Genomic DNA, 18,749 nt, shown 5'->3' with positions numbered 1-18,749 from the left:
CGGCGGTGCCTCCCCGCCGACCTATGCCGGCGCGAACCTCGCGCGGCAGGGGGTGATGGTGGTCAGCTTCAACTATCGGCTGGGGCGCCTCGGCACCTTCGCGCTGCCGCAGCTGACGCGCGCCGATGCCGATCACGGCCTCATCGCCAATTATCTGACCATGGACCAGATTGCGGCGCTGCGCTGGGTGCGGCGCAACGCCGCGGCGTTCGGCGGCGATCCGGGCAATGTCACGATCGTCGGCGAAAGCGCGGGCGGCATGTCGGTCCACACGCTCGTCACCGCCCCGCTGGCGCGCGGATTGTTCCGCAAGGCGGTGGTGATGTCGGGCGGCGACGCGCAGGCGATGCCCGTGCGCCTGTCCGATGTGGAGGCGATGGGCGCGGACTTCGCGCGCGGCAAGGGGATCGACCCCGCCGCCCCCGATGCGCTCGCGCGGCTGCGCGCGCTGCCCGCCGACCGGATCGTCGACGGGCTGAACCTCGCCACGCTCGCCGCCGCGCTCACCCCCCGCCCGACCATCACGCGCCCGTTCCCGGACGGAAAGGTGGTGGTCGACAGCGGCGCCGCTTATGCCGCCGGCCGCTTCGTCCGCGTGCCGATGCTGATCGGCGCGACCAGCGCCGATATCGGCGGCGTAACCGGCCCGATGATCGCGGGCGCCCGCAGCGCCGCCGCCACGATATCGCGCGCGGGGGCGCCGGTATGGGCGTACCGCTTCTCCTATGTGCCGGAATCGGTGAGGGCGCCCGGCGCCTATCACGCCACCGACATCCCGTTCTTCTTCGATAATCAGGCGATCAAATATGGCGCCGCCACCACCGCGCGCGACCAGGCGATGGGTCGCACGATCAGCGCCTATCTGGTCAATTTCGCCAAGCGCGGCGACCCTAACGGCCCCGGCCTTCCCGCCTGGCCCCGCTACGCCGCCGCCACCGACCAGCTGATGGACTTCACCCCCGCCGCCACCGCCCGCGCGGGCCGTGACCCATGGGGACCACAGATCGACGCCGCCGCTACCACGGTGCGCTAGCGCGGTTCAGGCGGAGGCGTGCGACCCTGACCCGCCACCACCTCCGCCGGCGCGGGGTGCCCCAGGAACCCCGCCGGGCTGGCCGACAGCCCGTACGCCCCCGCCAGGAACACCGCGATCGGCTCGCCCTCCTGAGCGCGCGGCAGCATCACCTTGTCGCCCAGCCGGTCCAGCGGCGTGCACAGGCATCCCACGACCGACACTTCCTCGGCCGCATCGGCGCCCATCCGCCCGGCGACCGCCAGCGGATAGTTGCGGCGCACCACCGTCCCGAAATTCCCGCTCGCCGCCAGCTGGTGGTGCAGTCCGCCGTCGACCACCAGGAAGGTCTCCCCGCGGCTCTCCTTCCGGTCGACGACGCGCGTCAGGTACACGCCCGCCTCCGCGACCAGCCATCGCCCCAGCTCGATCGCGAAGGCGCTGCCCGCCAACACGTCAGCGCGCGCTGCCAGCCGCTCGGCCAGCGCGGCGCCGATCCGCTCGACGTCCACCGCCGTGTCACCGGAAAAATACGGCACGCCGAACCCGCCGCCCAGATTGACCAGCGGCGGCGCGTGTCCGCTGTCCTCCGCCAGCCGCGCCGCCAGCGCCAGCGTCGCCGCCTGCGTCTCCGCCAGCGCCCCGGCGTCCAGCGCCTGCGAACCGGCGAAGATGTGGAACCCGCGCCAGTCCGCGCCGCCCGCGACGATCGCCTTCACCAGCGCGGGCACCCGCTCGGCATCGACGCCGAAGGGCGATGCGCGCCCGCCCATCTTCATCCCCGATCCGCGCAGTTCCAGGTCGGGGTTGACCCGCACCGCCAGCCGCGGCGCGATGCCCGCCTGCTCGCCGATCGCGATCGCGCGGCGCGCCTCGCCCTCCGATTCGACGTTCAGCGTCGCGCCCGCCGTGATCGCCGCGGCCAGTTCGGCATCGCGCTTGCCCGGCCCGGCGAAGCTGATCGCCGCCGCCGGCTTCACCGCCAGCGCCTTGGCCAGTTCCCCGGCGGAGGCAACGTCCAGCCCGTCGACCAGCGGCGCGACCGCCGCGATCATCGGCGGAAACGGATTGGCCTTCACCGCATAATGCAGATCCACCGCGGCGGGCATCGCCGCGCGGAACCGCGCCACCCGCGCCGCGACGATCGCCGGGTCGTACACGAACAGCGGCGATCCATGCGCCGCCAGCCAGTCGTCGGCGCGCGTTCCCGCGATCGTCAGCATCCCCGCCTGCGCCGCGAATTCGGGCGGGATCGGCCCCATCGGTTTCATGCGCCGCCATCCTCGCGTGCGATCGCCGCGATCGCCGCGCGGTCCAGCTTGCCGTTGGCATTGTGTGGCAGAATATCGCGCCACGCGATGCGCGCGGGCTGCATGTACGTCGGCAATTCGCGCTTCAACCGCGCGCGCAACGCAGGTTCCTCCGCGCCGCTACCGCGCGCCACTACCACGATCGCCTGTCCCAACCGCGCATCCGCCACGCCGATCGCTACCGCCTCGCGCGTTTCGGCGCCCGCGGTGACGGCTTCCTCCACCTCCTGCGGGCTGACGCGATGGCCGGCGGTCTTGATCATCTCGTCGTCTCGGCCGACGAACCTCAGCAGCCCCTCCGCGTCCGCGACGACCGTATCGCCCGACCACACCGCCGTCCCGCCGTAGCGCGAGAACGCCGGCGCCGCGCGGAAACGCTGCGCGGTCCGCTCCGCATCGCGCCAGTAACCCTGCGCCACCAGCGGCCCGGCGTGCACCAGCTCGCCCGGCTCGCCCGCCGCCGCCGCGCTGCCGTCGGGGCGCACCACCATCACCTCCGCGAACGGGATCGCCCGGCCGATCGAATCCGGGCGCGCGTCGATCATCTCCGGCGGCAGATACGTCGACCGGAACGCCTCCGTCAGCCCATACATCGCGAACAACCGCGCCGCCGGGAAGCGCGCGCGCAGCGCCCGCACCATCGCCGGGGTCAGCGCGCCGCCCGAATTGGTCAGCCGCCGCAGCCGCGCGGCGGTCTCCGCCGGCCATTCCGCCTCCAACAGCTGCGTCCACAGCGGCGGCACCCCCGCCAGCGTCGTCGCCGCCACCCGCTCGACCGCCTTCACCACGTCGCGCGCGGTCAGATAATCGAGCGGCGCCACGGATGCGCCCGCCATCCAGCTGGAAAACAACTGGTTCTGCCCGTAATCGAACCCCAGCGGCAGCACCGCCAACACCCGGTCGTCGGGCGCGATCGCCAGATAATGCGCCACGCTGACCGCCCCCAGCCACAGGTTCGCATGGCTCAGCATCACCCCCTTGGGCCGCCCGGTCGAGCCGGATGTATAGAGGATCGCCGCCAGCCCCGCCGGATCGGCCGCCGAACGCGGCAGCGCGTCGCCGCTCCCCGTCGCGGTCGCGACCGTCACGTCGCCCGTGACGTCGCCGTCCTCCAGAGTCGCCGCGCGCGCTTTCTGCGTCAGCAGCAGGCGTGCACCGCTGTCGGCCAGGATATGCGCCACCTGCGCGCGCTTCAGCACCGGATTGACCGGCACATGCACCAGCCCCGCACGCGCCGCCGCCAGCGGCATCAGGCACGCCGCCTGCGTCTTGGGCAGCCACGTCGCCACCCGCGCGCCCGCCGGCAGGTCCATCGCCGCCAGCCACCCCGCCAGCCGCGCGACCGCCGCCTCCACCGCCGCGAAGGTCAGCACCGCGTCGCGTCCGATCAGCGCGGGCGCATCGGGATCGCCGCGCAGGACATGATCGATCGGTTTCGGGACGGGGTCGGGAGGCACCATCCCCGCTCCATAGCCCCAAGGCGTTGCGCATTTCATCCCCCCGTCCTAACGCGGGCGCGAACGGGCCGCTTCGCACATGCGGCATGACGAAAAAGGGAGGGTGCGTGGTTCCCGAAGGAATGAACGCGGTCGAGGCCACGGTACGCGACGTCCTGCGCGACGTCCTGTCGCTGCCGCAGGCGCAGGTCGATGGCTTTTCCGCCGACACTGAATTGTTCGGCACGCTGCCAGAGCTGGATTCGATGGCGGTCGCCGGCGTGCTGACCGAGCTCGAGGACCGGCTGGGCATCGTGATCGAGGATGACGAGGTCGATGGCGAGATGCTGGAAACGTTCGGCGCGCTGACCCGCTTCGCCGCTGAACGCGCGCTCGTCTGACGACGGCGCGCTACACCTGCTACGATCCGCCGTCGGGGCGGGAGGCGATGCTGCGCCTCGGCCCCGATCACGGCCCGACGATCCTCGCGCTGCCCGCGCTGTTCGAGGAAGCGAACCGCAGCCGCACGCTGCTGGTCGCGATGCTGCGGCGGCTCGCCGATCGCGGCATCGCCGGCGCGATCCCCGACCTGCCCGGCCAGGGCGACAGCCTGCTGCCCACCCGCCAGGCGCGGCTGTCGATGTGGCGCGACGCGGTGGCCGCCGCCGCGACGACGCTTGCCGGCCCCGTGCATCTGGTGGCGCTGCGCGGCGCGGCGCTGGCCGCGACGACGATCGACCCGGCATCCTGCTGGTATCTCTCCCCGCTGACGGGTGAGGAACAGGTGCGCGAGCTGCGCCGCCTGCGGATCGCCGGCGCGGGCGATGATTACGCCGGGAACATCATCGCCGACGCGATGATCGACGATCTGGCCCACGCCCCCCTCCCCGATGGCGCGCGGACCCGCGTGGTGCGGCTGGCGGGCGATCCGCGCCCTGCCGACAACCACCTTCCCGGCGCCCCGCCCTGGCGCGCGGCCGAGCCGGTCGCCGCCCCCGCGTTGGGCGATGCGCTGGCACAGGATATCGCGGCGTGGATCGCCGGCTGACCGTGTTCCCCTGCGCGGGCGAATGGCTCGGCGGCACGCTCGATGCGGCACCCGGCGGCACCGGGCTGCTGATCGTGTCGGGCGGCAGCGAGGTTCGCATCGGCGCGCATCGCGGCATGGCGCTGCTCGCCGCGCGGCTGGCGCGCGCCGGGGTGCCGGTGTTCCGCTACGACCGGCGCGGTATCGGCGATTCGAGCGGCACCGACCCCGGTTTCGCCGCCGCCGGACCCGATCTGCGCGCCGCGGTCACCGCCTTTCGCGCCGGCCAGCCGCAGCTGCGCCGCCTCGTCGCGCTCGGCAATTGCGATGCCGCCGCGCTGCTCGCGCTCGAGGGGCGCGCGGCGGGGCTGGATGCGGTGATCCTCACCAATCCCTGGACCGGCGCCGAAGCCGACGCGCTGCCCCCCGCCGCCGCGATCCGCGCCCGCTACCGCGCGCGGCTGCGCGATCCGGCGCAATGGCGGCGGCTCGTCACTGGCGGGGTGGACGTGCGGCGGCTGGCCGCGGGGATGCGCAAACTCGCCCGTGGGTCACCCCGGCCCGAACCGGCCGCGCGCATCCTTGCCGCGATCGGCGCGTGGGGCGACGACGCTACCGTCATCCTTGCCGCCGGGGATGCGACCGCGATCGCCTATGCGCACGCGGCGCATGGCCTTGCGACCCGCACCGTCACGATCGACAGCGCCTCGCACAGTTTCGCGCGGGCCACCGATGCGGAGGCGCTGGCGCAGGCGGTCGCGCGCGCGCTGGCTATTCCGCCGCTTCCCTGACCGCCTCGAACTCCGCCGCCGCCAGGAACCGTTCGGCGTCCAGCGCCGCCATGCACCCGGTCCCCGCCGCGGTCACCGCCTGGCGATAGGTCTTGTCCATCACGTCGCCGCACGCGAACACGCCCGCCACGCTGGTGCGCGTCGATCCCGGCTGCACCGCGACATAGCCGTCGGCGTCCAGCTCCAGATGCCCGCGCAGCAACTCGGTCGCCGGGTGGTGCCCGATCGCGACGAACCCGCCCTCGACGTCCAGCCGCGACCGCTCGCCCGTGACCGTGTCCTCCAGCTCCAGCGCCACCAGCCCGGCATTGCCGCCGCCGTCCACGAACTCGCGCACTTCCTTGTTCCACAATACGGTGATGCTCGGATGCGCGAACAGCCGCTCCTGCAGGATACGCTCGGCGCGCAGGCTGTCGCGGCGGTGGATCAGCGTGACGTCGTCGGAATGGTTGGTGAGGTACAATGCCTCCTCCACCGCGGTGTTGCCGCCGCCGATCACCGCCACCTTCTTGCCGCGATAGAAGAAGCCGTCGCACGTCGCGCACGCGCTGACGCCCTTGCCCTTCATCGCATCCTCGCTGTCCAGGCCCAGCCACTTGGCCTGCGCGCCGGTGGCGATCACCAGCACCTCGCCCTCGTACACGTCGCCGCCGTCGCCGGTCAGCCGGAACGGGCGGCTGGTCAGGTCGACGTCGACGATCGTGTCCCACATCAGCCGCGTGCCGACATGCTCGGCCTGCTTCTGCATCTGCTCCATCAGCCACGGGCCCTGGATCACGTCGGCGAAGCCGGGATAGTTCTCCACGTCGGTGGTGGTGGTCAGCTGGCCGCCGGGCTGGATGCCTTGGACGACGATCGGGTTCATCCCGGCACGCGCGCCGTAAATGGCAGCGGACAGCCCGGCCGGGCCGGAACCGAGGATCAACATGCGAGTCGAATGCGTGGTCATGCGCCGCGATGTAGGGTGCCCGGGCGCGCAAGGGAACCATCCGTTGCGCGGCGCCTAAAGTCCTGCTTTGGTCCCGCGATGACCGACTTCGCCGCCTTGCTCCAGCCCGATCGCGGCCAGCCCGCCCGCACCATCCACGTCGTCCGGCCGGAGGAATATGGCAGCTGGCTCGCCACGCAGTCCGCGCGCGTGCGCACCGCCGTCGTCGCGGCGCGCGTGACGGGAAAGGCGGGCAACCGCGCGATCCTGCCGGGGGAGTCACCCGATGACTGGTCGATGCTGCTGCTCTGCGACGAAGCACTCGATTCGCCGTGGCGGATCGCCTCGCTGGGCGACGGCCTGCCGGAGGGGACGTACCGGCTGGCGGGCGACGGCGCGGACAATGGCGCGGTCGGGGCCGCGGGCCTCGGCTGGCTGCTCGCGCAGCACCGCTTCGCACGGTATCGCAAGCCCGACCCTGTCGGCGCGCGCATCCTGCTCACCCCGGAGGTCGCCGCGATCGACGAGACGGTGCGCATCGCCGCCGCCACCGCGCGCGTCCGCGACCTGGTCGATACCGGCGCCAGCGACATGGGACCGGCGGAGCTGGAGGCGGAGGCCGATACGCTCGCCGCCGCGCATGGCGCCACCGTCACGGTCACGCGCGGCGACGCGCTCGCCACCGGCTATCCGATGATCCACGCGGTCGGACAGGCCGCGGCGAAGGACCGCGCGCCGCGCCTGATCGAGGTCGAGTGGGGCGATCCCGCGCATCCGCGCATCGCGATCGTCGGCAAGGGCGTGTGCTTCGATTCGGGCGGGCTGGATATCAAGCCGTCGGCGGGCATGCGGCTGATGAAGAAGGACATGGGCGGCGCCGCTCACGCGCTCGCGCTCGCCGCGCTGGTGATGCAGGCGCGGCTGCGCGTGCGGCTCCACCTGCTGATCCCGGCGGTAGAAAACGCCATTTCCGGCAACGCCTTCCGCCCCGGCGACGTGCTGGCGACGCGTGCCGGCGTGACGGTGGAGAACACCAATACCGATGCCGAGGGGCGGCTGATCCTGGGCGATGCGCTGACGAAGGCGGGCGAAGCCGCGCCCGACTTGATCCTCGATTTCGCGACGCTGACCGGCGCGGCGCGCGTCGCGCTGGGGCCGGACCTGCCCGCCACCTTCGTCAATGACGAGGCGCTCGCCACCGATCTGTTCGCGGCGGCAACGGCGGTGCGCGACCCGCTATGGCGCCTGCCGCTGTGGGACGGATATGACGACATGCTCCGTTCCGATATCGCGGACATGGTCAACGCCCCCGACGGCGGCTTCGCCGGCGCGATCACCGCGGCGCTGTTCCTGCGCCGCTTCGTCCCCGCCGGCACTCCCTGGGCGCACCTCGATACCTTCGCCTGGCGCCCGACGGGCAAGCCGGCACGGCCCAAGGGCGGCGAGGCCTATGGCCTGCGTGCCGCCTATGCGTTGCTCAAGGGGCGCTTCGGCTGCAAATAACCCGTTCGTGCTGAGGCGAACGGAGGCGAGCGTCGAACGCCCCCAGCCGTCACGCCGCCGCGATGATCGGCACGAACGCCGCGGCGGTCAGGCTGGCGCCGCCCACCAGCGCGCCGTCGACGTCGGCGGTGTGGAGCAGTTCCGCCGCATTCGCGCCCGATACCGATCCGCCGTACAGCAGCCGCATCGCGTCCGCGCCCTCGCCGATCAGGTCGCGCAGCGTCGCGCGGATCGCGCCGTGCATCGCCGCCACGTCCGCCGCCGTCGGGGTGCGCCCGGTCCCGATCGCCCATACCGGTTCATAGGCGATCGCGCACCAGTCGGGCGCCGCGCCGTCGGGCAGCGATCCGGCGACCTGCGCGGTCACCACCGCCTCGGCATCGCCCGCGTCGCGCTGTTCCAGCGTCTCGCCCACGCACACGATCGCCATCATCCCGGCCTTGTGCAGCGCCTCCGCCTTGGCCTTCACCAGCACGTCGCTTTCGTTCTGGTCGGCGCGCCGCTCCGAATGGCCGACGATCGAGAAGCTCGCCCCCGCTTCCTTGGCCAGCGTGGTGGAGATGCAGCCGGTATAGGCGCCCTTTTCCGCCGGGTGGACGTCCTGCGCGCCGATCGCCAGCGCGGGCACCTTGGCGTGCGCCGCGGCGATCAGCGTCGCGGGCACCGCGATCGCCACGTCGACGTCGCTGCGCGCCGCCGCGGCCGCGGCGATCCCCTCCAGTTCGGCCAGCGCGGCCAGGCTGCCGTTCATCTTCCAGTTCCCCGCCACCAGCTTGCGCCGCGTCATGTGATCCTCCCGTTTCGTGCCGTGCCACCCGTTAGCCACCCTCGCGGCTTGATGCCACCGCCACTGCCCCCTAAAGCGTGCGGCTTCTCTTACAGGGCCGGTTCCCCGCTTCCATGCTCAGCTCCATTCGCCGGATCATCTATTCGAAGGTCGGTGTCATCATCACCTTCGGCATCCTGATCGTCATCGCGATCGCCTTCGCCGCGGGCGACGTGACCGGTCTGGCGTCGGCGGGCCGCGGCATCCTGGGCAATCCGATCGCCTCGGTCGACGGGCAGAGCGTCGCCACCGACGACATCCGCCGCGCCGCGCAGGACGAACTGCGCTTCGCCCGGCAGCAGCAGCCCGACGTGACGATGCCGCAACTGGTGGCGCAGGGCGGCGTGGAGGCGCTGCTCAACCGCGCGATCACCGGGCTGGCGCTCGAAACCTTCGGCCAGGATCAGGGGATGCGTATCAGCCGCGCGCTGATCGGCAGCCAGCTGAAGGCGATCCCCGCCTTCGCCGGCCCCACCGGCCAGTTCGACCAGCGCGCCTATGAGGCGCTGATCGCGCAGCGCGGGCTGACCGACGCGCAGGTGCAGCGCGATATCGCGCGCGAGACGATGGCGCAGTTCCTGCTGGTTCCGACGCAGGGCGCCAGCCAGGTGCCACAGGACATGGCGCTGCCCTATGCCTCGCTACTGCTGGAACGCCGCGCAGGGGAGGTGACGCTGATCCCCTATGCCGCGATGCCGCGCGGCGCCGCCCCCGGCGATGCCGAGGTGAAGCAATGGTATCAGAAGAATATCGCGCGCTACACCACGCCCGAACGCCGTGTGATCCGCTACGCCATCGTCGGGCCGCAGCAGGTCGCCGGGCAGACCAATCCGACCGATGCCGAGATCGCGCAGGCCTATGCCGCCGACAAGGCGACCTACGCCGCCAAGCGGCAGCGCGACGTCGCGCTCGTCACCGTGCTTGACCAAAAAGCGGCGCAGGCGCTGGCCGACAAGGTGAAGGCCGGCACCCCGATCGCGCAGGCCGCGCGCGCCGCCGGGCTGGAGGCGCGCACCATCGCCAAGGTGGAAAGGGACGCGCTCGCCAAGCAGACCTCCGCCGCGATCGCCGACGCGGTGTTCGCCGCGCCCGCCGATGGCGTGGTCGGCCCGGTGCGCGGCCCGATCGGCTTCGTCGTCGCGCGTGTCGAGGGCGAGACGCAGGTCGCCGGCAAGACGCTGGCGCAGGCGCGTGAGGAACTGGTCGCCAAGCTGCGTCAGCAGAAGGCCGCCGACGCGATCGGCAAGATCCGCGACAAGATCGAGGATTCGCTGAGCGACAACGCCAACATCAACGAAGTTGCCGCCGACCAGAAGCTGACCGTGCAGGCGACGCCGGCGCTGCTTGCCAACGGCACCAACCCCGATCAGCCTCAGGCGCCCGCCGATCCGGCGCTGGCGCAGGTTGTCGCGGCCGGCTTCGCTGCGGAGGAAGGCGACACCCCCACCACCGTGCCGCTCGGACAGGACGGCAGCTTCGCGGTCGTCGCGCTCGACCGCATCGTCCGCGCCACCCCGGTTCCGCTCGACAAGGCGCGCGAGCGCGTCGTCGCCGACATCACCACCGATCGCGTCCGTGCCGCCGCGCGCGCCGCCGCGCGCGCGATCGTCGCGAAGGTGAACGCCGGCACGCCGCTCGCGACCGCGCTGGCGCAATCGGGGGTGAAGGCGCCCGCGCCGCGCACGATCGAGGCGACCCGCGCGCAGCTGGCGGCGCAGGGGCGCGGCAACCCCGTGCTCGCGCTGCTGTTCGCGCTGAAGCCGGGCACCGCGCGCACCGTCGAATCGCCGGAGGCCAACGGGATGCTGATCGAGCGCCTCGACCGCGTGGTACCCGGCGACGCCGCGAAGCAGCCGGGGGTGATCGCCGCCACCCGCACCGATCTGGGGCAGGTGATCGGCCGCGAATATGCCGATCAGTTCGCCCGCGCGGTCGCGCAGCATCAGGGCGTGAAGCGCAACCAGACCGCGGTCGACCAACTGAAGAAGGAGCTTGTCGGTGGCAGCGCCGACCAGTGATACGGTTGATGATGCGGCGCTGACCGCGCTCGCCGCCGGGCGACCGGCGCTGGTGTGGCGGCGGCGCATCGCCGACACCGAAACCCCGGTGGCCGCGGCGCTCAAGCTGATCGAACCGGGGCGCGGCGACTTCCTGCTCGAATCGGTGGAGGGCGGCGCGGTGCGCGGCCGCCACAGCCTGATCGGGCTCGCCCCCGATTTGGTCCTGCGCGCCGCGGGTGACGCGGCGGAGGTCAATGCGCGCTGGCTCGACGATCGCGGCGCCTTCGTCCCCACCGGCAAGCCGACGTTGGAGAGCCTGCGCGAACTGGTCGCGGCGTGCCGGATGGAGGTGGCGCCCGAACTGCCGCGCGCGCTCGCCTGCCTCGTCGGCTATTTCGGGTATGAGACGATCGGGCTGGTCGAAAAGCTGCCCGCACCCGGCGCCGATGCGCTGGGGCTGCCGGACATGATGTTCGTCCGGCCCACCGTCATCCTGGTGTTCGACCGACTGGCCGACGCGCTGTTCCTGGTCGCGCCGGTATGGCCCGATGCGGCGCGCGATCCCGCCACGATCCTCGACGCCGCGCATGACCGGCTCGACGCGGTCGAGGCGCGGCTGGCGCACGCCGCGCTGCCCGCGCCGGTGCGCGCCGATCCGGTCGAGATCGCGCTCACGCCCGTGCTGCCCGAGGGCCGCTATGGCGAAATGGTCGCCGCGGCGAAGGAATATATCGCCGCGGGCGATATCTTTCAGGTGGTGCTGGCGCAGCGCTTCACCGCGCCCTTCCCGCTGCCGGCCTTCGAGCTGTACCGCGCGCTGCGCCGGATCAATCCCTCGCCGTTTCTCTATCACCTCGACCTCCCCGGCTTCGCGCTGACCGGGTCCAGCCCGGAAATCTTGGTGCGCGCCCGCGATGGCGAGGTGACGATCCGCCCGATCGCCGGCACCCGCCCGCGCGGGCGCACCGCGGCGGAAGACGGCGCCAACCGCGACAGCCTGCTTGCCGATCCGAAGGAACGCGCCGAACACCTGATGCTGCTCGACCTCGGCCGCAACGACGTCGGCCGGGTGGCGGCGGCGGGAACGGTGCAGGTCACCGACAGCTACACCGTCGAATTCTATAGCCACGTCATGCACATCGTCTCGAACGTGGTCGGGCGGCTGGACGATCGCCACGACGCGATCGACGCGCTGTTCGCCGGCTTCCCCGCCGGCACGGTCAGCGGCGCGCCCAAGGTGCGCGCGTGCCAGATCATCGCCGAGCTGGAGGCGGAGAAGCGCGGCGCCTATGCCGGCGGCGTCGGCTATTTCTCCCCCGACGGCTCGATGGATTCGTGCATCGTGCTGCGTACCGCGGTGGTCAAGGACGGCACCATCCACGTCCAGGCCGGCGCCGGCATTGTCGCCGACAGCGACCCCGCCTACGAACAGCGCGAGTGCGAGGCCAAGTCAGGCGCGCTCCTCGCCGCCGCCCGCGAAGCCATCGCCCGCGCCGGCGATCCGCGCTTCGGGCAATAGCGGGCACGGCGTTTCGAGGAGACGCCTTCCGTCACGCCAGACCGGCAAACCTCGGCAATAAAAACCTCCCGCCCGGCCTTACGGCTCGCGCCCGCCCGGAATCATCGAGTCGTTCTTCTCCGCCGCGCGCTTTTCGGCCGCGAACGCCTGGTTCCACATCATCGAACAGCCCGTCTGTCCGCCGGTCCCGACCGGAGAGCAGCTGTCCGGCAGGCCCGCCGCGGTACGCCCGGTGCGGTCCGCCACCGCGACGCGGTTGTTCCACGCCTGGTTCTTCGCCGCCGGCTCGGCGGTGTTCCGCAACTCCTTGGGAATGCGATATTGTTCCTGCGGATTGATGCGGCTGCACACGACGATCTCGTCGCCCTCGGCCTTGGGACAGGCCTCGTTCGGCTGTAGCGTGATGCTGCGCACGCGCTGCGGCGTTCGCCCGGTTTCGCCGGCGCGGGCGGCCTGCGCCGACGCCGCGGCTGGCAGACCAAGAAGCAAGGCGACGACGACGGCCTGACGCAGCATCATATTTCTCCTGTGGTCCGACAACGTACATCGCCGCGCTTTTCTCCGCCATGAACATGACCGGCCCACGGGTGTTGCGAAGGGGCGCGCATCCGCTATGGCAGGCGCCATGATCCTGGTGATCGACAATTACGACAGCTTCACCTGGAACCTGGTCCATTACGTCATGGAACTGGGTGCCGAGGTGCGCGTGGAGCGCAACGATGCGCTGACCGTCGCGGACGCAATGGCCAGCGGCGCGCGCGGTATCCTGCTGTCGCCCGGCCCGTGCACTCCGAACGAGGCGGGGATCACGCTCGACCTGGTCGGTGCCTGCGCCGCCGCGCGGCTGCCGCTGTTCGGCGTGTGCCTGGGGCATCAGGCGATCGGCCAGCATTTCGGCGGCTCGGTGGTGCGCGGCGGGTTGATGCACGGGAAGACCAGCCCGATCGACCATGACGGCAGCGGCGTGTTCGCGGGCCTGCCCTCACCCTTCACCGCCACGCGCTACCACTCGCTGATCGTCACCGACGTCCCCGACGTACTGGCGGTCAACGCCACCGCGGGCGACGGATCGGTGATGGGGCTGCGCCACCGCGACCTGCCGATCCACGGGGTGCAGTTCCACCCCGAAAGCATCGCCACCGAACATGGTCATGACCTGATCGCCAATTTCCTGCGCCTGTGCGGGATGAACGTGGCGCCGCGCGGGGCGGACACGCGGGCCGCGGCGTGACCGCCGCCGCGCTGCTGCCCGATCCGTCGTCGCCGCTGTCGCGCGAAACCGCGGCGCTGGCGTTCGCCGACATCCTCGACGCGCGCACCAGCGAGGACGCGGTCGCCGATTTCCTGCTGCGGCTGGCCGAACGCGGCGAAACCAGCATCGAGATCGCGGAGGCGGCGCGCGCGATGCGCGCACGGCTGATCCCGATCGCGGCGCCCGCCGATGCGATCGACGTGTGCGGCACCGGCGGCGACGGGCAGCATACGCTCAACGTGTCGACCGCGGTCAGCCTGGTGGTCGCCGCGTGCGGCGTGCCGGTCGCCAAGCACGGCAACCGCGCCGCCTCGTCGAAGGCGGGGGCGGCGGACACGCTGGAGATGCTTGGCCTCGACATGGACCGCGCCGGCGCGCTGGCGGAGGCGACGCTCGCCGATATCGGCATCTGCTTCCTGTTCGCGGGCAACCATCATCCCGCGATGAAGCGGATCACCCCGATCCGCCGCCGTATCGGCCGCCGCACGATCTTCAACCTGATGGGCCCGCTGTCCAATCCCGCGCACGTCACCCGCCAGCTGATCGGCATCGCGCGCCCCGATTACGCGCCGCTCTATGCCGAGGCGTTGGCGCAGCTGGGCAGCACCGCCGCGCTGGTCGTGTCGGGTGAGGAAGGGCTGGACGAAATCTCCGGCGCCGGCCCCACCCGCGTCGTCACGGTCGGCGCAGTGACGATGGCCGGGCGGATCGTGCCCGAGGATGCCGGGGTCGCGCGCCACCCGACGCTGGCGATCCGCGGCGGAGATCCGGCCTATAACGCCGCCGCGCTGCGCCGCCTGCTGCGGGGCGAGCGCGGCGCCTATCGCGACGCGGTGCTGCTCAACGCCGCCGCCGCGCTGGTGCTGGCGGGGCGCGACGCCGCGCTGCCCGATGCCGCCGCCCGCGCGGGCGAGGCGCTCGATTCGGGCGCCGCCAACCGCCTTCTCGACCGCTGGATCGCTTATTCATGACCATCCTCGACACGATCTGCGCCACCAAGCGCGAGGAGGTGCGGATGCGCCGCGCCGCGTCGTCGCGCGCCGGGCTGGAGGCGCTGGCCGCGGCGCAGACCCCGCCGCGCGGCTTTCGCGCCGCGCTGGATCGCACCGCCGCCACGGGGCGCCACGCGTTGATCGCCGAGATCAAGAAGGCCAGCCCGTCCAAGGGGCTGATCCGGGCCGATTTCGATCCCCCCGCGCACGCTCGCGCCTATGCCGATGGCGGTGCGACCTGCCTGTCGGTGCTGACCGACGCACCCTATTTCCAGGGGCATGAGGAGTATCTGAAGGCCGCGCGCGCCGCCTGCGACCTGCCGGTGCTGCGCAAGGATTTCACCGTCGATCCGTGGCAGGCGCTGGAGGCGCGCAGCATCGGCGCCGACGCGATCCTGCTGATCGTCAGCGCGCTCGACGACGTGACGCTGGCGGAATGCGAGGCGGCGGCGATCGAACAGGGGCTGGACGTGCTGGTCGAGGTCCATGACGAAGCCGAACTGGAGCGCGCGGCGAAGCTGTCCTCGCGACTGATCGGCGTCAACAACCGCAACCTGAAGACGTTCGAGGTCGATTTCCGCCGCACCTATGCGCTGATGGCGCACGCGCCCGCCGGCTGCACCTTCGTCGCCGAAAGCGGGCTGTCGACCCGCGCCGATCTGGACGAACTGGCCGCGCACGGCGTCCACTGCTTCCTGATCGGCGAGGCGCTGATGCGGCAGGACGACGTCGCCGCCGCGACCCGCGCGATGGTCGGCTGACATGGCCGGCGCGCTCACCCATCTCGACGCCGATGGCGCCGCGCACATGGTCGATGTCGGCGACAAGGCCGTCACCCGGCGCGAGGGCGTCGCCACGGGGCGCATCGTGATGAGCGCGGCGGCGGTCGCCGCGATCCGCGCCGGCGCGGTGAAGAAGGGCGATGTGATCGCGGTCGCGCGCGTCGCCGGGATCATGGCGGCGAAGCGGACCAGCGACCTGATCCCGCTGTGCCACCCGCTGCCACTGACGAAGGTGTCGCTCGACCTGGCGATCGACGACGACGGCGTCACCGCCACCGCGCTGGCCGCGACCGATGGCAAGACCGGCGTGGAGATGGAGGCGCTGACCGCGGTGTCGGTGGCACTGCTGACCGTCTATGACATGGCCAAGGCGATCGACAAGGCGATGCGGATCGAGGGCATCCGCCTCCTGGAAAAGCGCGGCGGCCGCTCGGGCGACTGGCGCGCCTGACCGTCCGGCGGGTCCACCGTTCCGCACTATCGCCGATGCCGGCGCCAGCGTCGGCGGGCCGGCGCGGCGCCCGCTCCGATCACCGGCGCGGCGGCGTCGGCGATCTGCTGCACCGATGCGGGGTTGATCGCCCGCGCCGCGCGCCGCAAGAGCATGGCCCCGGCCAACGGCTCATCACGGCGAACCCTCCATGTCCCTCCTTCCCGTTGCACAGGCACAGGCGCGCGTCCTGGCGCTGGGCACGCCCGTACCGGTCGAAACCGTGCCGCTCGCCGACGCGCTCAACCGTCATGCCGCCGCCCCCGTCATCGCCACGCGGACGCAGCCGGCGGCGGACCTCTCGGCGATGGACGGCTATGCGCTGCGCTTCGCCGATCTGCCCGGCCCCTTCGCGGTCATCGGCGAAAGCGCGGCGGGCGCGCCCTTCGCCGGATCGGTCGATGCCGGACAGGCGGTGCGCATCTTCACCGGCGCGGCGCTGCCCCCCGGCACCGACACCGTGCTCGTGCAGGAGGAGGCGCGACGCGACGGCACCGCGCTGTTCCTCGCTGGCGAGGGGCCGCCGCATCGCGGGCGCAACGTGCGCCGCCGCGGGCTTGATTTCGGCGAAGGCGACGTGCTGGTCGACGTCGGTGAGCGGCTGACCCCGGCGCGGCTGGCGGTGGCGGCGACCGGCGGGGTCGCACGCATCCCCGTCGCCCGCCGCGTGCGCGTCGCGCTGGCCGCGACGGGGGACGAACTGGTCGATCCCGGCACGCCCGCCCCGGACGGCGCGCTGCCCGAATCCAATCGCCTGCTGCTGCGCACCCTGCTGGCGGACATGGCGGTGGAGATCGTCGACCTCGGCATCCTGCCCGACCGGCTCGACGTGCTGACCGACGCCTTCGCGCGCGTGCAGGCCGATGTGCTGGTCACCACCGGCGGCGCGTCGGTCGGCGACCACGATCTGGTGCGCCCCGCGCTGGCGGCGGCGGGGGTGACGCTCGATTTCTGGCGGATCGCGCTGCGTCCGGGAAAGCCGATGCTGGCGGGCCGCCGCGGCGCGATGGCGGTGGTCGGACTGCCCGGCAATCCCGTCTCCGCCTTCGTCACCGCGATCCTGTTCGTCCGTCCGCTGGTCGCGCATCTGGCGCATGCGGGCGATCCCTTCCCGCGCGTCGACACCGCGATCCTCGGGGAGCCGCTCCCCGCCAATGGCGAGCGCACCGACTATCTGCGCGCCGAAACCCGCGACGGGCGCGTCTTCGCCTCCACCATCCAGGACAGTTCGATGCTGCGCACCCTCGCGCGCTCGACCTGCCTGATCGTCCGCGCGCCGCACGCCCCCGCGGCATCGGCGGGCGACTCGGCGGAAATCCTGCGGATCGCTTGACGTAGGACCGGGCACGTTCCATAAAGGTTCCCAATACGTTCGCGAGACGAAGGGAAACCGGCCGATGCTGACGCGCAAACAGCACGAACTGATCTGCTTCATTCAGGATCGCCTGAGCGAAAGCGGCGTCTCGCCGTCGTTCGAGGAGATGAAGGAGGCGCTGGAGCTGAAGAGCAAGTCCGGCGTCCACCGACTCATCAGCGCGCTGGAGGAACGCGGCTATCTGCGCCGGCTTCCCAACCGCGCCCGCGCGCTGGAAGTGCTCAAGACGCCCGAGCGTCCCGATACGAAGCGCACCCCCGCGCCCGCGCCATCGCGCCGCGCCGCGCCCGAACCCGCCAATGACGTGATCGAGATCCCGCTTCACGGCCGCATCGCCGCCGGCGTCCCGATCGAGGCGTTCGAGGGGTCGACCAGCCTGCCGGTCCCCGCCGCGCTGCTGGGCGCGGGCGAGCATTTCGCGCTGGAGGTCGCCGGCGATTCGATGGTTGAGGCGGGCATCCTCGACGGCGACTATGCGCTGATCCGCCGGCAGGAGGTCGCCCGTGACGGCGAGATCGTCGTCGCGCTGATCGAGGATAGCGAGGCGACGCTGAAATATTTCCGCCGGGAAGGCGCGATGATCCGCCTCGATCCCGCCAACCGCTCCTACGACCCGCAACGCTACGCCCCGGCGCAGGTGCGCGTACAGGGCAAGCTCGCCGGCATCCTGCGCCGCTACGACTGACCGGGCCGGCACGGGCGGCGCGCACCGCCCGCGCCCATGGCCGTCATTCCGGACCCGTTCCGGCATCCATCGCGCCGCATACGTGGCCGATCGCGCCTCGATCGACTCCGGCCATCCTGCCGTGGTCCCGACTATGTCCGGCCCCGCAAAGATCCAAGACCATCCGTACCCCCGCGTCCGGCGCGACATCCACGCGCCGCATCGACGCCCGCCTTGCCCCAAACCGCCCCGCGACACCGCATCTACCGGTCGCGACTCGTCCCCGTCCGCCCGTCATCGCGGTCGCGACCGCGCTTTTCCGCGCCAAAAAGACCCCTTTTACCGCGCGCGACTCGCTTCTCGCCGCCGCGATCGCTGCTCCGCACCCATGGATGCGCATCGCCGCTCCTGCGCACGCTCACCGCTTTTCGCTGCGCCAGCGTCACCGCGACGCCCCCCGTCCGTGCCAATGTCGCGCGATCCAGCGTCACCCACCGCGCCCGGCACCCCCTCGGCAACCGCCGATCGCTGACGACGATGTCCGCCTGCCGGCATAGCGGCACCAGCGCCGCCACCGGCACGAAATACGCGCTGCGCGTCGCCAGCACGCGCCATGTCCCCCGCTCCAGCCAGCACAGGTCGCGGTTGCACCGCGCGCCAGCCGAGTGCGACAGCAGCGCCGGTTCGTCATTCAGCCCCGCCCCCTCCGCCAGCGTATCGCGCACATAGTCTCCGGCACGATCGCGCAGGATCGCCACCGTTCCGTCCTCGCCACGCCATGCCAGATGCCGCCCGTCCCCCGTGACGATCAGGTCCGGCGGCGGCGGCGCCAGCGCCCATCC

18 protein-coding genes and 1 pseudogene are annotated in these 18,749 nt (G+C 72.1%); 13 read left to right on the top strand and 6 right to left on the bottom strand.

Annotated elements, in window-relative coordinates:
• The coding region (locus tag AX685_RS18230) for a carboxylesterase family protein (protein ID WP_156445916.1) at positions 1–1,033 on the top strand (1,033 nt) is incomplete at its 5' end.
• Here the strand turns inward: AX685_RS18230 and AX685_RS18225 are convergent.
• Together AX685_RS18225 and AX685_RS18220 are read right to left on the bottom strand one after the other, a co-directional pair.
• Positions 1,030–2,283 carry a pyridoxal-dependent decarboxylase, exosortase A system-associated gene (locus tag AX685_RS18225; protein WP_066491175.1) on the bottom strand — a complete coding sequence of 418 codons (1,254 nt, stop codon included), beginning with the start codon at positions 2,281–2,283 and terminating at the stop codon, positions 1,030–1,032. The two genes, AX685_RS18230 and AX685_RS18225, sit on opposite strands and share 4 nt — an antisense overlap.
• A complete protein-coding gene (locus tag AX685_RS18220; protein ID WP_197418694.1) occupies positions 2,280–3,782 on the bottom strand; it encodes an acyl-CoA ligase (AMP-forming), exosortase A system-associated in 1,503 nt (500 codons plus the stop codon). The genes AX685_RS18225 and AX685_RS18220 overlap by 4 nt, the downstream gene beginning before the upstream one ends.
• A 119-nt stretch (positions 3,783–3,901) precedes the next feature.
• On the opposite strand from AX685_RS18220, the gene AX685_RS18215 reads away from it, so the two are divergent.
• The 3 genes from AX685_RS18215 to AX685_RS18205 are packed head-to-tail and all read left to right on the top strand — an operon-like array spanning position 3,902 to position 5,576.
• Positions 3,902–4,159, top strand: a complete 258-nt coding sequence (locus AX685_RS18215) for an acyl carrier protein (protein ID WP_176484814.1) — start codon at positions 3,902–3,904, stop codon at positions 4,157–4,159.
• Positions 4,160–4,206: 47 nt separating this feature from the next.
• Positions 4,207–4,806 carry a hypothetical protein gene (locus AX685_RS18210; protein WP_066491168.1) on the top strand — a complete coding sequence of 200 codons (600 nt, stop codon included), beginning with the start codon at positions 4,207–4,209 and terminating at the stop codon, positions 4,804–4,806.
• Entirely contained in the window at positions 4,791–5,576 is a 786-nt protein-coding gene (locus AX685_RS18205) for a hydrolase 1, exosortase A system-associated (RefSeq protein ID WP_066491165.1), read from the top strand. The genes AX685_RS18210 and AX685_RS18205 overlap by 16 nt, the downstream gene beginning before the upstream one ends.
• On the opposite strand, the gene trxB is transcribed toward AX685_RS18205, so the two are convergent.
• Positions 5,557–6,525 carry a thioredoxin-disulfide reductase gene (gene trxB / locus AX685_RS18200; RefSeq protein ID WP_066491162.1) on the bottom strand — a complete coding sequence of 323 codons (969 nt, stop codon included), beginning with the start codon at positions 6,523–6,525 and terminating at the stop codon, positions 5,557–5,559. The two genes, AX685_RS18205 and trxB, sit on opposite strands and share 20 nt — an antisense overlap.
• A gap of 78 nt (positions 6,526–6,603) precedes the next feature.
• Here trxB and AX685_RS18195 point away from each other — a divergent pair, with 78 nt between their 5' ends.
• On the top strand, positions 6,604–8,007 hold the full coding sequence (locus AX685_RS18195; RefSeq protein ID WP_066491160.1) for a leucyl aminopeptidase family protein: 1,404 nt from the start codon (positions 6,604–6,606) through the stop codon (positions 8,005–8,007).
• Between the two features lie 49 nt (positions 8,008–8,056).
• On the opposite strand, the gene tpiA is transcribed toward AX685_RS18195, so the two are convergent.
• Positions 8,057–8,794, bottom strand: a complete 738-nt coding sequence (gene tpiA, locus AX685_RS18190) for a triose-phosphate isomerase (protein ID WP_066491159.1) — start codon at positions 8,792–8,794, stop codon at positions 8,057–8,059.
• A gap of 113 nt (positions 8,795–8,907) precedes the next feature.
• On the opposite strand from tpiA, the gene AX685_RS18185 reads away from it, so the two are divergent.
• On the top strand, positions 8,908–10,851 hold the full coding sequence (locus tag AX685_RS18185) for a peptidylprolyl isomerase (RefSeq protein ID WP_066491158.1): 1,944 nt from the start codon (positions 8,908–8,910) through the stop codon (positions 10,849–10,851).
• Complete coding sequence (gene trpE, locus AX685_RS18180) at positions 10,832–12,352, top strand: anthranilate synthase component I (RefSeq protein ID WP_066491157.1); 1,521 nt, start codon at positions 10,832–10,834, stop codon at positions 12,350–12,352. Before AX685_RS18185 ends, trpE begins: the two co-directional genes overlap by 20 nt.
• A gap of 78 nt (positions 12,353–12,430) precedes the next feature.
• Here trpE and AX685_RS18175 read toward each other — a convergent pair whose 3' ends face one another.
• Positions 12,431–12,868, bottom strand: a complete 438-nt coding sequence (locus tag AX685_RS18175) for a hypothetical protein (RefSeq protein WP_066491181.1) — start codon at positions 12,866–12,868, stop codon at positions 12,431–12,433.
• 109 nt (positions 12,869–12,977) lie between these two features.
• On the opposite strand from AX685_RS18175, the gene AX685_RS18170 reads away from it, so the two are divergent.
• From AX685_RS18170 to lexA, 6 genes are all read left to right on the top strand, one after another.
• Positions 12,978–13,583, top strand: coding sequence for an anthranilate synthase component II (locus tag AX685_RS18170; protein WP_066491156.1), 606 nt, complete (start codon positions 12,978–12,980; stop codon positions 13,581–13,583).
• Positions 13,580–14,575 carry an anthranilate phosphoribosyltransferase gene (gene trpD, locus AX685_RS18165; RefSeq protein WP_066491178.1) on the top strand — a complete coding sequence of 332 codons (996 nt, stop codon included), beginning with the start codon at positions 13,580–13,582 and terminating at the stop codon, positions 14,573–14,575. The genes AX685_RS18170 and trpD overlap by 4 nt, the downstream gene beginning before the upstream one ends.
• The gene (trpC, locus tag AX685_RS18160; RefSeq protein ID WP_066491155.1) at positions 14,572–15,357 is read left to right on the top strand and encodes an indole-3-glycerol phosphate synthase TrpC; all 786 of its coding nucleotides are present in this window, start codon (positions 14,572–14,574) and stop codon (positions 15,355–15,357) included. The genes trpD and trpC overlap by 4 nt, the downstream gene beginning before the upstream one ends.
• Before the next feature lies 1 nt (position 15,358).
• Entirely contained in the window at positions 15,359–15,829 is a 471-nt protein-coding gene (gene moaC, locus AX685_RS18155; protein WP_066491154.1) for a cyclic pyranopterin monophosphate synthase MoaC, read from the top strand.
• Positions 15,830–16,019: 190 nt separating this feature from the next.
• The gene (locus AX685_RS18150) at positions 16,020–17,201 is read left to right on the top strand and encodes a molybdopterin molybdotransferase MoeA (protein ID WP_066491152.1); all 1,182 of its coding nucleotides are present in this window, start codon (positions 16,020–16,022) and stop codon (positions 17,199–17,201) included.
• 64 nt (positions 17,202–17,265) lie between these two features.
• Positions 17,266–17,928 carry a transcriptional repressor LexA gene (gene lexA, locus AX685_RS18145; RefSeq protein WP_066491149.1) on the top strand — a complete coding sequence of 221 codons (663 nt, stop codon included), beginning with the start codon at positions 17,266–17,268 and terminating at the stop codon, positions 17,926–17,928.
• Between the two features lie 242 nt (positions 17,929–18,170).
• On the opposite strand, the pseudogene AX685_RS22910 reads toward lexA, so the two are convergent.
• Positions 18,171–18,749 (bottom strand): annotated as a pseudogene (locus AX685_RS22910) (ComEC/Rec2 family competence protein); the annotation flags it as partial.

This window comes from Sphingomonas sp. CCH9-F2 (genome assembly GCF_001556735.1).
GTDB lineage: Bacteria > Pseudomonadota > Alphaproteobacteria > Sphingomonadales > Sphingomonadaceae > Sphingomonas > Sphingomonas ginsenosidimutans.
The sequence above is the reverse complement of the archived record's forward strand: the minus strand, read 5'-3'. Positions and strand labels throughout refer to the sequence as shown.